11 protein-coding genes are annotated in these 14,216 nt (G+C 54.3%); 6 read left to right on the top strand and 5 right to left on the bottom strand.

Annotated features, from left to right (window positions below):
* Window positions 1-27 precede the first annotated feature (27 nt).
* Together glnE and ACUY4Q_RS03575 are read right to left on the bottom strand one after the other, a co-directional pair.
* A complete protein-coding gene (glnE, locus tag ACUY4Q_RS03580) occupies window positions 28-2,883 on the bottom strand; it encodes a bifunctional [glutamate--ammonia ligase]-adenylyl-L-tyrosine phosphorylase/[glutamate--ammonia-ligase] adenylyltransferase (protein WP_458045719.1) in 2,856 nt (951 codons plus the stop codon).
* 18 nt (window positions 2,884-2,901) lie between these two features.
* Window positions 2,902-4,203, bottom strand: coding sequence for a CYTH domain-containing protein (locus ACUY4Q_RS03575; RefSeq protein ID WP_458045718.1), 1,302 nt, complete (start codon window positions 4,201-4,203; stop codon window positions 2,902-2,904).
* Window positions 4,204-4,441: 238 nt separating this feature from the next.
* Between ACUY4Q_RS03575 and ACUY4Q_RS03570 the strand changes: the two genes are divergently transcribed.
* On the top strand, window positions 4,442-5,062 hold the full coding sequence (locus ACUY4Q_RS03570; protein WP_458045717.1) for a TIGR04211 family SH3 domain-containing protein: 621 nt from the start codon (window positions 4,442-4,444) through the stop codon (window positions 5,060-5,062).
* 113 nt (window positions 5,063-5,175) lie between these two features.
* Window positions 5,176-6,417, top strand: coding sequence for a multifunctional CCA addition/repair protein (locus ACUY4Q_RS03565; protein ID WP_458045716.1), 1,242 nt, complete (start codon window positions 5,176-5,178; stop codon window positions 6,415-6,417).
* An 11-nt stretch (window positions 6,418-6,428) separates the two neighbouring features.
* On the opposite strand, the gene bacA is transcribed toward ACUY4Q_RS03565, so the two are convergent.
* Together bacA and folB are read right to left on the bottom strand one after the other, a co-directional pair.
* A complete protein-coding gene (gene bacA / locus ACUY4Q_RS03560) occupies window positions 6,429-7,247 on the bottom strand; it encodes an undecaprenyl-diphosphate phosphatase (RefSeq protein WP_458045715.1) in 819 nt (272 codons plus the stop codon).
* A 101-nt stretch (window positions 7,248-7,348) separates the two neighbouring features.
* Window positions 7,349-7,717 carry a bifunctional dihydroneopterin aldolase/7,8-dihydroneopterin epimerase gene (folB, locus tag ACUY4Q_RS03555; RefSeq protein WP_458045714.1) on the bottom strand — a complete coding sequence of 123 codons (369 nt, stop codon included), beginning with the start codon at window positions 7,715-7,717 and terminating at the stop codon, window positions 7,349-7,351.
* 107 nt (window positions 7,718-7,824) lie between these two features.
* Here folB and plsY point away from each other — a divergent pair, with 107 nt between their 5' ends.
* On the top strand, window positions 7,825-8,442 hold the full coding sequence (plsY, locus tag ACUY4Q_RS03550; RefSeq protein WP_458045713.1) for a glycerol-3-phosphate 1-O-acyltransferase PlsY: 618 nt from the start codon (window positions 7,825-7,827) through the stop codon (window positions 8,440-8,442).
* Window positions 8,443-8,487: 45 nt separating this feature from the next.
* Here plsY and tsaD read toward each other — a convergent pair whose 3' ends face one another.
* Window positions 8,488-9,501: a tRNA (adenosine(37)-N6)-threonylcarbamoyltransferase complex transferase subunit TsaD gene (gene tsaD / locus ACUY4Q_RS03545; protein ID WP_458045712.1), complete on the bottom strand. Its 1,014-nt coding sequence runs from the start codon at window positions 9,499-9,501 to the stop codon at window positions 8,488-8,490.
* A 236-nt stretch (window positions 9,502-9,737) separates the two neighbouring features.
* Here tsaD and rpsU point away from each other — a divergent pair, with 236 nt between their 5' ends.
* From rpsU to rpoD, 3 genes are all read left to right on the top strand, one after another.
* Window positions 9,738-9,953 carry a 30S ribosomal protein S21 gene (gene rpsU, locus ACUY4Q_RS03540; protein ID WP_001144069.1) on the top strand — a complete coding sequence of 72 codons (216 nt, stop codon included), beginning with the start codon at window positions 9,738-9,740 and terminating at the stop codon, window positions 9,951-9,953.
* A gap of 233 nt (window positions 9,954-10,186) precedes the next feature.
* A complete protein-coding gene (dnaG, locus tag ACUY4Q_RS03535) occupies window positions 10,187-11,932 on the top strand; it encodes a DNA primase (protein WP_458045711.1) in 1,746 nt (581 codons plus the stop codon).
* Between the two features lie 158 nt (window positions 11,933-12,090).
* Window positions 12,091-13,929 (top strand): RNA polymerase sigma factor RpoD, encoded by a 1,839-nt coding sequence (gene rpoD / locus ACUY4Q_RS03530; RefSeq protein WP_458045710.1) that lies wholly within the window; start codon window positions 12,091-12,093, stop codon window positions 13,927-13,929.
* Window positions 13,930-14,216: the final 287 nt, after the last annotated feature.

Genomic DNA, 14,216 nt, shown 5'->3' with positions numbered 1-14,216 from the left:
CAAAATTTGCGCGCGATAATATCACACTTAGGCTTCTGCGCACGGGACCACCAGCCACTTGTTCCAGCTGGCGCGAACCATGGCCCGCTCCGCAACAAAACAGGAGGCCGCCACATGGCCCGGCAGTTCCTGCAACGCCAGATGGTGTAGCTCATCGCGCAGCGTGGTGTAAGCCAGCGTCAGCGCGCGTGCTTCCTGCTCATCCATAATGTCATTTTGCGCCAGCAGTTCGAGGATGCGCACATTATCGGACCAGCGCGTCAGCTTCGGCTTGTCGTGGGCATAGCGCAGCACCAGATACTGGGTGATAAATTCAATATCGGTGATCCCCCCTTCGTCCGCTTTGATGTCAAAACGGTCGCGGTGTTTATTGCCCAGATGGGCGCGCATTTTTTCACGCATTTCGCGCACGTCGGTTTGCAACTTACTGCCGTCACGCGCCTTCATCATGATGTCGCGGCGGATGGCATCAAACTGAGTGGTCAACTGCGGATCGCCATACACCACGCGGGCACGTACCAGGGCCTGATGTTCCCATGTCCAGGCTTCATTCTGCTGATAATCCGCGAAGGATTCCGTTGACGTGACCAGCATCCCTGCCGCGCCTGACGGGCGCAGACGCGCATCTACTTCGTACAAAATCCCGGACGACGTGCGGGTGCTGAAGAGATGCATGACACGTTGGGCCAGCCGGAGATAAAACTGGCGGCCATCGATTTCACGCTCGCCGTCGGTCATCACATCGACCGGACAGTCATGCAGGAAAATCAAATCAAGATCGGAACTGTAGCCCAGCTCCCAGCCCCCGAGTTTGCCGTAACCCACCACCGCAAAACCGCGTCCCTGGCGGTCATGCAGGTGTTTAGGTTGCCCGTAACGAGACACCATCAGGCTCCACGCCTGCTGCACCACGGCATCAATCATCGCCTCGGCAAGCCAGGTTAAGTGATCGCTCACTTTCATTACCGGAAGCGTACCGGCGATATCTGCCGCGGCCACACGCAGCATTTGTGCCTGCTTAAACTGACGCAGCGCTTCCAGTTGCTGCTCTTCGTCATCATCCGGTACGCGCAACAAATACTGGCGCAACTCGTCACGATATGCGTCCATTGCCGTCGGTTGATAGAGCGTATTGGGATCCAGCAGTTCGTCCAGCAGCAGCGGGTAACGCGCAAGTTTCCCGGCCACCATTGGCGAGGCGGCACACAGCGATATCAGGTGCTTACGCGCACCGGGAAATTCACTCAGCAGCTCCAGATAGGTGGTGCGGGTCACAATTCCGATAAGCAGCGGCGTGATGCGCGACAGCGGAACCGGCGCGTCCTCACGGCAGCAGACATCGCTCAACAAATGTGGCATCAGGTGGTCAAGCACCTGACGCCCACGGGGGCCGATGGTGCGTTTATCAAGCTCTTTACGGAAGTCAGCAATCAGCGCCAGCACGCGGTGGCGATCGTCATCCGACAAGTGCGCCAGCGCGGGGGTGGTGTCATCTTCCTGCAGCGCATCCTGCCACAACTCGCGCCAGTGTTCAGGCAGCGCATCATCCTGCGCTTCGGTAATGTCATCTTCCCCAATTAGTGCGTTAAAAATCTGCCGTACTCCCGCCATCTGCTGGGCCAGGGTTGCGGTTAACGTCTCCCAGTCCACCATCCCCATGCCCCAGGCCAGGCGGGCGCGGTTAAGAGCGTCGCCCGGCAGAGTCTGAGTCTGCTCGTCGTTAATGCTTTGCAGCAGGTTTTCCAGACGGCGCAGGAACAGATAGGCTTCACGCAGCGTGGGGGCATCATTACCGGGGAGAAGCCCGAGGTGCTCAATGGCTTCAAGCGTCGGTAACAGCGAGCGCGACTGTAGCGAGGGCTCGCGTCCGCCACGAATGAGCTGGAAGACCTGAACGATGAACTCGATTTCGCGAATGCCGCCTGCGCCGAGCTTAATGTTGTCTACCAGTCCACGACGACGCACCTCGCGAGCGATCATCCCTTTCATGTTTCGCAGCGACTGAATCACGCTGAAATCGATATAGCGACGGAAGACAAACGGCCGCAGCATGGCGCGCAGCTCGCTGGCATAGCCATCCTCTTTGTCGCCCATAATGCGCGCTTTCACCATGGCATAGCGCTCCCAGTCGCGCCCCTGCTCCTGGTAATAATCTTCCAGTGCAGCGAAGCTGAGCACCAACGGGCCACTTTCGCCAAACGGGCGTAAACGCATGTCTACACGGTAGACAAATCCGTCCTGGGTCGGCTGGTCGAGCACTTTAATCAGACGCTGACCCAGGCGGGTGAAGAACTGCGCATTATCGAGCTCACGCCGCCCGCCGCGCGTGCTGCCGTTTTCCGGCCAGGCAAAAATCAGATCGATATCCGAGGAGAAGTTAAGCTCTCCGCCTCCCAGTTTTCCCATCCCGAGGATCAGCAACGGCTGCGGTTCACCCTGCGCATTACTCGGCGTTCCCCACTCTTTGCAACAGGCCTCATACAGCCAGTCCCGGGCCGCCACGATCAGCGTTTCCGCCAGTACACTGAGCTGTTGCAGGGTGTCCTGCTCAGCCACCAGCGACAGCGATTGTGCCCAGGCAATACGCACCATGGTACGGCGGCGGAACAGGCGCAGGGCACGCATTAAGGCTGCCTCATCCGTCACCGCCTCCAGAGCCTGACGTAACGCATCGGCATAGTTCTGCCATTCATCGGCCCGCGGTGGCGCGCTTTCCAGCTCAGCCAGCCATTCAGGATACGCAATCAGGCTATCCTGAACAAAATCACTAAATGTGAGTACTGACTTCGCCTGCTCGCTAAGCGGTTGCTCGCGTAATGACTCAGGAAGGCGCGACTGTACGGTTTGCCAGTGCTGCTGTAACTGGGAGGATTGCGGCATCATGGGGTGTCCTTCACCGGGTTAGCGTTTTCCGCTGTGCAGCCAGAACGGCGGCTGACAGATTGCTTCATTGCGAAAATGTTCGATCTCAATGTGCTGGCGAGTCGTGATGGCATGCTGTAGCCCCTGCCAGTTCTCAATCCAGGCATTGGCCAGGGCAGAATCGTAATAGCCTGCCAGTAACAGCACGCAGTCGATATCTCTCGCGAGGCGCGGCAGTTGATCGCGATAGCTGTCCCCGAGCGGGTGAGCAAAGGTTTTTTTCAGTTCGGAAGCACTGCGCGACAGGTGGGTGTCGGCAAAGCGTTTAAAGGAGTCAGCAAACTTCGCCTGCGCTTTTTCATCCAGGAACAGTCGCCACCCCTGGTCGACCAGCCATTCGGTCAACAGCAGTTTTGCGCTGGAGGCTTCTGCGCTCCAGGCGGCGGTCACCGCTGAGACATCAGAGGTTAGCGTGGCTTCCGTCTGCGTCAGCAAGTCACGCAGCCGCGCGCTGGCTTTGCGTGGCACAATGCCGCCAAACAGCATCAGCGTATGGCGAATCAGGCTGATGGCGGATTGCACCTCTTCTTTTGCCCGGTTGTCGCCACGCACCCACAGTTCTTCATGGTATTGCCAGTGGCCGAGCGCCGTCTCCAGCGCCGTCGCAAAACCGACCTCCGTCGACGCTTTAGCAGGGACGTTCACAATGCCCAGAGCACGACGCTGGCGGACTGGATTTCCCTGCGCCAAGTGGTAGCCTCGTGCGGCTTTGCTCAGGCTGCCCTGACGTAACCCTGACTGCGTGACCAGTTGACGCGCCAGCTTGAGGATATCAGCCGGATCGCCGCTCAGCAGCTCAAGCTCCATCTCACAAATCGGCTCGGCATGCTCACCGGCTTTCACCTCACCCAAATCGAGACCGATTTCGATACGGCTTTCACCGACCGTGACCAGCCACTTCTCCCGGTAGAAGTCAGTACTGAACAGCGGCTGAACGCGCCCGCTAAGATCCTCAGGTAAATGCCCTTCCGGCCAGACTTCCTGGGGAAACTGTGAGAGTTCCAGTTCGGGTTTATCCAGAGCAATGTTATATTCCGGACGCTGATGTAACCCACCGACCACCCGGCCGGCGATTTTCATCGTCATTTCGTATTTACCGTCATAGCCGCGAATACGCAGCCCCATATCATGACGACGCAGCCAGTTGTCCGGCGTTTCGTAATAGATATTCAGTAGCTGCGTTGCCGCCACATGTTCGGTGGTAAGGGTGTGGAGATGACTGCGAAGCGTGTCAACGCTGTCGGGGTGAACGTAAAACTTTAATTCGATTTCCTGAGCCATGGCTTTGCACTTATGGTTATGTCACATCAGTGGAAATTTTGGCGAACTAACGCGCCAGATGTTTGTCAGTACATAGTATTTTGTGTCAGATTGCCATGCAATGCGCTTTCTTACAGGGTCAAATGTTCATTTATGCGTTCTGTTCGACCTGGAAGATTCCGATTGATGCCGCCTGCCAGCTGTCGTCAGACTGTTGGCATTATTACCGTTCACGTTTAAAGATAATAACGACTGCCTGATGCTTAAATTACGCCTGATTGGATTAACCTTATTTGCGCTTAGCGTTTCCACCCTGGCTCACGCCGAAGAAAAACGTTACGTTTCTGATGAACTGAATACCTGGGTCCGTAGCGGTCCGGGTGATAATTACCGCCTGCTGGGAACCCTGAACGCGGGCGAAGAAGTGGAGTTGCTGCAGACCAATGAAGCCAGCAATTACGCTCAAATTCGTGATAATACGGGCCGCACGGCCTGGATCCCCCTCAAAGAGTTAAATACCCAGCCGAGCCTGCGTACTCGCGTTCCCGATCTCGAAAATCAGGTCAAAACGCTGACCGAAAAGCTCAACAATATCGACAACACCTGGAACCAGCGCACGGCCGAAATGCAGCAGAAGGTGGCCGGTAGCGATAGCGCCATTGACGAGCTGAAAGCGGAAAATCAGAAGCTCAAGAACGAGCTGATTGTGGCGCAGAAGAAAGTCAGCGCCGCTAACCTGCAACTGGATGATAAACAACGCACCATCATCATGCAGTGGTTTATGTATGGCGGTGGCGTGCTGGGGGTAGGTCTGTTCCTCGGTCTGGTGCTGCCGCACATGATCCCCACTCGCAAGCGTAAAGATCGCTGGATGAACTAAGCTAATTAGCCATCTTCTATTCTCTTACGTATTATCTGTCGGCTAAATGAGAACCTGTCGCCATTGCGTGACAGGTTCAGTTAACGGTCAGACGGGGTGAGGAGCGAGACGGCGTGAAGAGTTATCTGGTCGGCGGGGCAGTACGCGATGCGTTATTAGGGCTGCCGGTCAAAGACAAAGATTGGGTGGTTGTTGGCGCAACCCCCGCAGAAATGCTCGACGCGGGCTACCAGCAGGTAGGCCGCGACTTTCCCGTGTTCCTCCATCCCCAAAGCCGTGAAGAGTATGCCCTCGCCCGCACTGAGCGAAAATCTGGCTTCGGCTATACCGGTTTTACCTGCTATGCGGCAGCGGACGTCACGCTTGAGCAAGATTTGCTGCGTCGTGATCTGACCGTCAATGCTCTCGCACAGGACAGCGATGGCCAGATTATCGACCCCTACGGCGGGCAGAGTGACCTGCACAACCGGCTGCTGCGTCATGTCTCTCCTGCTTTTGCTGAGGACCCCCTGCGCGTACTGCGTGTGGCTCGTTTTGCAGCCCGTTACGCCCATTTGAGTTTCCGCATTGCGGATGAAACCCTGACCCTGATGCGTGACATGACCGCCGCAGGCGAACTGGCGCATCTGACCCCAGAACGCGTCTGGAAAGAAATGGAGAATGCCCTCAGAAGCCACAATCCTCAGGTCTTTTTCCAGGTCCTGCGCGACTGCGGCGCGCTGAAGGTGCTCTTCCCGGAGGTGGATGTGCTGTTTGGCATTCCGGCACCGGCAAAATGGCACCCGGAAATTGACACCGGGGTGCATACGTTGATGACCGTCTCCATGGCCGCCATGCTCAGCCCGGACGTTGACGTGCGGTTTGCCACGCTGTGCCACGATCTGGGTAAAGGGCTCACGCCGCCTGAACTTTGGCCTCGTCATCACGGGCATGGGCCTGCCGGGGTCCGTCTGGTAGAGGGGGTTTGCCAGCGTTTTCGCGTCCCGAACGATATTCGCGATCTGGCGAAGCTGGTGGCTGAATTCCACGATCTCATTCATACCTTCCCTGTCCTGCAGCCCAAAACCATCGTCAAACTGTTTGATTCCATCGATGCCTGGCGCAAGCCGGAGCGCGTAGAGCAAATTGCGCTGACCAGCGAAGCCGATGTGCGCGGCCGTGCGGGTTTTGAAGCCTGTGACTACCCGCAGGGGCGTCTGTTACGTGAGGCCTGGGAAATCGCGCGCAATGTGCCAACCAAAGCGGTCATAGAGGCAGGTTTCAAAGGAATAGAAGTGCGGGAAGAGCTCACGCGTCGCCGCATTGCCGCGGTCGCCGCCTGGAAGGAACAGCGTTGCCCTCAGCCTAAAGACTGAGGGCATGGGCCTTACATGAAGACCATGTAAACAGCTGCAGCGACGATAAAGCGGTAGATCGCAAAAGGAATGAACGAAATACGTTTGATCAGTTGCAGGAAGGTTTTGATCGCCACCAGCGCAACGATGAACGCCGTGGCAAAACCGACGGCAAACATCGGGATATCACCCACGGTGAGGAACGCAATACTCTTATAGAGATCCAGCGCCGTCGCCCCCATCATCATCGGTACCGCCAGCAGGAACGAGAACTCCGACGCGGCATAACGGCTTACGCCCACCAGCATCCCGCCGGAGATGGTTGCCCCCGAACGCGAGAAACCGGGCCAGAGCGCCAGACACTGGAAGCAGCCAATCATAAAGGCCTGGCGGTAGGTCATATCATCCAGACCCGGCGCACGTGGCTCTTTCGGCTTCAGCACTTCTGCGGCAATCAGCAGAACACCACCGACGACCAGCGCATACATCACATTAATGGGATTAAAGAGCGATTTAATCGCGTCGTGGAGGAGCAGACCCAACACCACTGCCGGAATCATCCCTAACAGGATGTGGATAAGCGAAAGGCGTCCTTTACCTGTTCCTTCATGGGGAGGATGGCCGAAATGAATGCCAATCAATCCAAAAAGACGCCGCCAGAACATCACGACCACGGCCAAAATTGAACCTAACTGAATCACTACCTCAAAGGTCTTTGCCGTTTCTCCTTCAAATCCCAGCAGGTGCCCCACAATGATCATGTGGCCCGTACTGGAGACCGGCAAAAACTCCGTCAATCCCTCGACAACACCCAAAATTGCTGCCACCAGCAGCGAGTGCATATCGCTCATCAAAATCCCCTAAACATAAAAAACGGCTACCCCACCGGGAAGCCGAAAATCGGTCATCACGTATGACCAGAAGACTAACGTTTGGTTTAACGATTATGAATTTAAATAATTTTTTTCGGATTATTGCCACGCTCAATGATAACGCCGACATTTGCCGCACGCGCAACCGCGCCTGGTTTGCTCAGTTTGATTCGTACCCACGGTGAGTTAAAGCGGGTCAGCAGTAAGTCTGCGACCTCTTCTGCCACCCTTTCCACTAATGCGAACCGCGCACCTTCCACATGTTCCACGACCGTTTCGGCGATGTCGGCATAGCTCAGACAATCGCTGACATCATCGCTTTTCGCTGCCTGTCGGTTGTCCCACGCCATTTCGATATCGAACACCAGCTTTTGTTCGATAGTTTGTTCCCAGTCATACACACCAATAGTGGTGATTACCGAAAGTTGCTCTATAAATACAATGTCCATCACGCCCCGCCTGCTTTTTGGCTAACCTGGATACCACTTTCCACAAATTGTGCGTATTATCCACTGATGCAGATAATAAAACGACATTTTCACAATGGAACAGCGTTATGAGTGCAATCGCGCCTGGAATGATTCTCCTTGCGTACCTTTGTGGCTCAATATCCAGCGCCATTCTGGTCTGCCGCATCGCCGGTCTGCCCGACCCTCGCGAAAGTGGCTCCGGTAATCCCGGCGCGACCAACGTTTTAAGAATTGGCGGCAAGGGAGCAGCCGTAACGGTACTGATTTTCGACGTGCTTAAAGGCATGTTACCCGTCTGGGGCGCTTATGCTCTGGGCATCACCCCCTTCTGGCTGGGGCTTATCGCCATTGCGGCGTGTCTTGGTCATATCTGGCCCGTTTTCTTTCATTTTCGTGGCGGTAAAGGCGTGGCGACCGCATTTGGAGCCATTGCCCCTATCGGCTGGGATTTAACCGGCGTGATGGCGGGCACCTGGCTACTGTCGGTGCTGTTGAGTGGCTATTCATCGCTGGGTGCGATTGTCAGTGCGCTGATCGCTCCGTTCTACGTCTGGTGGTTTAAGCCGCAGTTTACCTTTCCGGTGGCGATGCTCTCCTGCCTGATACTCATCCGCCACCACGATAATATTCAGCGGCTCTGGCGACGTCAGGAAACCAAAATCTGGCACAAGCTGAAGAAGAAAAAAGAGGCAGATAAGCAGTAAGGCGAAGAACGAAGGCCCGGTAAGCAAATGCCACCGGGCAATCAGTCAGGCAGCTGGCAGTTCAGACAGCGGCCAGCGTGGACGCACCGTCACACCCAATCCCGCAGGTTCACCCACTTTCAGACGCACCATGCCAGCATAGGCAATCATCGCGCCGTTATCGGTACAAAACTCAGGGCGAGCATAGAACACTTCGCCGCGACGTTTTTTCATCATGTCAGCAAGCTTCGCGCGCAATGTACGGTTAGCACTGACGCCACCGGCCATCACCAGGCGGGAAAAACCGGTCTGATCCAGCGCACGCTTGCACTTAATCATCAACGTATCCACCACCGCATCTTCAAACGCGCGGGCGATATTGGCACGGGTCTGGTCGTCATTGCCGTTGTTACGAATGGTGTTGGCGGCAAAGGTTTTCAGACCGGAGAAGCTGAAATCCAGCCCCGGGCGATCGGTCATCGGACGCGGGAAAACATAGTGGCCCTCTTCACCCTGCGAAGCCAGTTTGGAAAGCATCGGGCCGCCGGGGTAATCCAGCCCTAACAGTTTTGCCGTTTTATCGAAGGCTTCACCGGCCGCATCATCAATAGATTCACCAAGCAGTTCATACTGACCAATGCCGGTCACGCTAATCAGTTGGGTATGGCCACCTGAAACCAGTAGCGCGACAAAGGGGAAATCAGGCGGATTCTTTTCCAGCATCGGTGCCAGCAGATGGCCTTCCATATGATGCACCGGAATGGCGGGTACGTTCCAGGCGAAGGCCAGTGAACGACCGACCGTCGCCCCTACCAGCAACGCACCGACCAGGCCAGGACCTGCGGTATAGGCGACCGCATCAATCTCTTTTGCCGTCAGGCCTGCTTCTTTAAGCGCCGCCTGAATCAGTGGCACGGTTTTGCGAACATGATCGCGGGAAGCCAGTTCCGGCACCACACCGCCGTAGTCAGCATGCAGTTTTACCTGACTATACAGTTGGTTGGCGATCAGCCCATTTTCGTCGTCATAAATCGCGATGCCAGTTTCATCGCAGGATGTTTCAATGCCCAATACACGCATGGCTATTTTTACCTCGCTTCAATGCCGCGCAGTGTAGGTCCAATGGGCCTTGTTGTAAAACTTTACTCTCCCCTTGAAAGGAGTTCGTGTATACTCCCCTCCCTTACAAAAGTCCCTTTCAAAAACGGTAGTGGTGCTTTACAAAGCAGCAACTGTTGAAGTAAAATTCCGCACCATTTTGAAATAAGCTGGCGTTGATGCCAGCGGCAAACCGAATTTATTAAGGTGAGAGTTACATGCCGGTAATTAAAGTACGTGAAAACGAGCCGTTCGACGTAGCACTGCGTCGCTTCAAACGTTCCTGCGAGAAAGCAGGTGTTCTGGCGGAAGTTCGTCGTCGTGAGTTCTATGAAAAACCGACTACCGAACGTAAACGCGCCAAAGCATCCGCAGTGAAACGTCACGCGAAGAAACTGGCTCGCGAAAACGCACGCCGTACTCGTCTGTACTAATTTCTTGAGGGCTTAAGCTCTCAGAACAGACCGAGTTGTAGTTGAAAGGCCGTGCTTCCGAAAGGAATGCGCGGCTTATTTTCGTTTATGAATTGGCATATACACAAAATCATTCGTGATGCATCACGGCGGCAAGGGAGTGAGCTCCGGAGCTTACATAAGTAAGTGACAGGGGTGAGCGAGCGTAGCCAACACCGAGGCAGCGTGAAGGATGAAGTGTATAAAAGGGGCCTATGGCTGGACGAATCCCACGCGTATTCATCAATGACCTGTTGGCGCGCACGGACATCATCGATCTGATCGATGCGCGTGTGAAGCTGAAAAAACAGGGCAAAAACTGGCACGCGTGCTGCCCTTTTCATAACGAAAAAAGCCCTTCCTTCACCGTAAACGGTGAAAAACAGTTTTATCACTGCTTCGGCTGTGGTGTGCACGGCAACGCTATTGATTTTCTCATGAACTACGACAAGCTCGAGTTTGTGGAGACAGTTGAAGAACTGGCGGCCATGCACAATCTGGAAGTGCCTTATGAGGCAGGCAGCGGGCCAAGTCAGATAGAGCGCCATCAGCGGCAAAGTCTTTATCAGTTGATGGATGGCCTGAATGCGTTTTATCAGCAATCTCTGACGCTCTCTGCGGCTGAACCGGCACGCCAGTATCTGGAAAAGCGCGGTTTAAGCAGCGATGTCATCGCCCGTTTTGCGATTGGTTTTGCCCCTCCCGGCTGGGACAACGTGTTAAAGCGTTTTGGTGGAAATCAAGAAAATCGTCAATCTCTGATTGATGCGGGCATGCTAGTCACTAACGATCAGGGACGCAGTTACGATCGCTTCCGCGAAAGGGTGATGTTCCCCATCCGCGATAAACGGGGTCGGGTGATAGGTTTTGGTGGCCGTGTATTGGGTAATGACACCCCCAAATACCTCAACTCACCGGAAACAGAGATTTTCCATAAGGGCCGTCAGCTATATGGCCTTTATGAAGCGCAGCAAAGCAGTGACGAACCTCAGAGGCTGCTGGTCGTTGAAGGTTATATGGACGTCGTCGCACTGGCGCAGTACGACATCAACTATGCGGTGGCGTCATTGGGCACCTCGACAACAGCGGATCATATCCAGCTGTTGTTCCGGGCGACCAAAAACGTCATCTGCTGTTATGACGGCGATCGCGCGGGGCGTGACGCTGCATGGCGTGCGCTGGAAACGGCGCTACCGTACATGAATGACGGCAGACAGCTGCGTTTTATGTTCCTGCCGGATGGCGAAGACCCAGATACGCTGGTGCGTAAAGAGGGCAAGGCGGCGTTTGAAGCGAGGATGGAGCAGGCTCTGCCGCTCTCCACGTTTTTGTTTAACAGCCTGCTGCCACAAGCGGATTTAAGCACACCAGATGGCACCACGCAGCTCGCTGCACTGGCATTACCGTTAATAGGCCAGGTACCCGGTGAAACACTGCGCATTCAGTTGCGTCAGCTGTTAGGAAACAAAATTGGCATTTTTGATGATGCGCAGCTTGATCGTTTAATGCCAAAACAGGCGGAAAATGCCGCGCCACGCCCCGGTCCTCAGCTAAAACGCACAACCATGCGTATACTGATAGGACTGTTGGTGCAGAGTCCGGAACTGGCTCCACTGGTGCCGTCATTGGCGGGTCTGGATGACTCAAAAATGCCCGGACTTGGCTTATTTGCAGAACTGGTCAACACTTGTTTGTCACAACCTGGTCTAACCACCGGGCAGCTCCTGGAGCAATATCGTGGCACAAAAGAAGCAGCGACCCTTGAAAAACTGGCCACGTGGGACGATATAGCAGATAAGGACATTGCAGAAAAAACGTTCACCGATGCGCTCAACCATATGTTTGACTCGATGCTTGAACGGCGGCAGGAAGAGTTGATAGCCCGCGACCGCACACACGGTTTAAGCAACGAAGAACGCCGGGAACTCTGGCAACTCAACCAGGAACTGGCGAAGAAATAAATTCAACGGCTTAAGTGCCGATAATCGTTCGGGAAGCGCCCGACAGCCGCACTGAGAGGCAGCGGCAAAAATATAAGTAAGCCCTCGTTACACCAAGTTGGCGGTTTCATTTCGCTGACCGACACCAACCCTCTTGAATTAAGTGTGGATACCGTCTTATGGAGCAAAACCCGCAGTCACAGCTGAAACTTCTTGTCCAACGTGGTAAGGAGCAAGGCTATCTGACCTATGCCGAGGTCAATGACCATCTGCCGGAAGATATCGTCGACTCCGATCAGATCGAAGACATCATCCAAATGATCAACGACATGGGCATTCAGGTGATGGAAGAAGCACCGGATGCCGATGATCTGCTGCTTGCCGAAACCTCCAACAACACTGATGAAGATGCAGAAGAAGCTGCTGCGCAGGTGCTTTCCAGTGTTGAATCTGAAATCGGTCGTACTACCGATCCGGTGCGCATGTACATGCGCGAAATGGGTACCGTTGAACTGTTGACCCGTGAAGGCGAAATCGACATCGCTAAACGTATCGAAGACGGGATCAATCAGGTTCAGTGTTCCGTTGCCGAGTACCCGGAAGCCATCACTTACCTGCTGGAACAGTACGATCGCGTAGAAGCAGAAGAAGCCCGTCTGTCTGACCTTATCACTGGCTTTGTCGATCCTAACGCCGAAGAAGATTTAGCGCCGACGGCAACACACGTCGGTTCTGAACTCTCCCAGGAAGAAAGGGATGATGACGAAGACGAAGATGAAGACGAAGAAGAAGAGGAAGACGACAACAGCATCGACCCTGAGCTGGCGCGTGAGAAATTTGGCGAACTGCGTACGCAGTACGAAAAAGCCCGCGACACCATTAAAGCGAAAGGCCGTAGCCATGCTGATGCCGCAGCCGAAATTCTGCAGCTTTCTGAAGTCTTCAAACAGTTCCGCCTGGTACCAAAGCAGTTTGATTACCTGGTAAACAGCATGCGTGTCATGATGGACCGCGTTCGTACCCAGGAACGTATCATCATGAAGCTGTGCGTTGAACAGTGCAAAATGCCGAAGAAAAACTTCATTACGCTTTTCACCGGCAACGAAACCAGCGAAACCTGGTTCAATGCGGCACTGGCAATGAACAAGCCATGGTCTGAAAAACTGCACGACGTAGCGGAAGATGTGCAGCGCGGCCTGCAGAAACTGCAGCAGATTGAAGAAGAGACCGGCCTGACCATCGAGCAGGTTAAAGATATCAACCGTCGTATGTCTATCGGTGAAGCGAAAGCGCGCCGTGCGAAGAAAGAGATGGTTGAAGCAAACTTGCGTCTGGTTATCTCTATCGCGAAAAAATACACCAACCGTGGTTTGCAGTTCCTGGATCTGATTCAGGAAGGCAACATCGGTCTGATGAAAGCGGTAGATAAGTTTGAATACCGTCGCGGTTACAAGTTCTCCACCTACGCAACCTGGTGGATCCGTCAGGCAATTACTCGCTCTATCGCAGACCAGGCGCGCACCATCCGTATTCCGGTGCATATGATTGAGACCATCAACAAGCTCAACCGTATTTCTCGCCAGATGCTGCAAGAGATGGGTCGCGAGCCGACGCCGGAAGAGCTGGCTGAGCGCATGCTGATGCCGGAAGACAAAATCCGCAAAGTGCTGAAAATCGCTAAAGAGCCTATCTCCATGGAAACACCAATCGGTGACGATGAAGATTCGCATCTGGGTGATTTCATCGAGGATACCACCCTCGAGCTGCCGCTGGATTCTGCCACCACCGAGAGCCTGCGTGCTGCAACGCACGACGTTCTGGCTGGCCTGACCGCCCGTGAAGCAAAAGTGCTACGTATGCGTTTCGGTATCGATATGAATACCGACCACACGCTGGAAGAAGTGGGTAAACAGTTTGATGTTACCCGTGAACGTATCCGTCAGATCGAAGCGAAGGCGTTGCGTAAACTGCGCCACCCAAGCCGCTCTGAAGTGCTGCGTAGCTTCCTCGACGATTAATCGTCCCTTGCTGAACGCATAACGCCACCCCCTGCGGTGGCGTTTTTTTTGCCCGAAGAAAGGCCCTGAGGCACTCTCATGCATAGTTTCAGCGCTAAACTATTGAATCTTTGTTCATGTATATAAATTTTCTATATATATAAATTTGATCAAGTAAAAGAAATAAACATTTAACATTGCCGAACATATTTAATTAAGTGGCTGTAATTACAGCGAAGATATTGAGAACAGTTATTCTCACCATTTCCAACGGTATTCATCCCTGCCCGTCAGGGCATTATCACTCC

It is taken from the genome of Phytobacter cepae (genome assembly GCF_054165735.1).
The sequence above is the reverse complement of the archived record's forward strand: the minus strand, read 5'-3'. Positions and strand labels throughout refer to the sequence as shown.

Coding starts and splice junctions, on each gene's coding strand:
- bacA (WP_458045715.1), bottom strand. CDS start 7,247: ATGAGCGATATGCACTCGCTGCTGGTGGCAGCAATTTTGGGTGTTGTC.
- plsY (WP_458045713.1), top strand. CDS start 7,825: ATGAGTGCAATCGCGCCTGGAATGATTCTCCTTGCGTACCTTTGTGGC.
- ACUY4Q_RS03570 (WP_458045717.1), top strand. CDS start 4,442: ATGCTTAAATTACGCCTGATTGGATTAACCTTATTTGCGCTTAGCGTT.
- dnaG (WP_458045711.1), top strand. CDS start 10,187: ATGGCTGGACGAATCCCACGCGTATTCATCAATGACCTGTTGGCGCGC.
- folB (WP_458045714.1), bottom strand. CDS start 7,717: ATGGACATTGTATTTATAGAGCAACTTTCGGTAATCACCACTATTGGT.
- rpoD (WP_458045710.1), top strand. CDS start 12,091: ATGGAGCAAAACCCGCAGTCACAGCTGAAACTTCTTGTCCAACGTGGT.
- glnE (WP_458045719.1), bottom strand. CDS start 2,883: ATGATGCCGCAATCCTCCCAGTTACAGCAGCACTGGCAAACCGTACAG.
- ACUY4Q_RS03575 (WP_458045718.1), bottom strand. CDS start 4,203: ATGGCTCAGGAAATCGAATTAAAGTTTTACGTTCACCCCGACAGCGTT.
- rpsU (WP_001144069.1), top strand. CDS start 9,738: ATGCCGGTAATTAAAGTACGTGAAAACGAGCCGTTCGACGTAGCACTG.
- tsaD (WP_458045712.1), bottom strand. CDS start 9,501: ATGCGTGTATTGGGCATTGAAACATCCTGCGATGAAACTGGCATCGCG.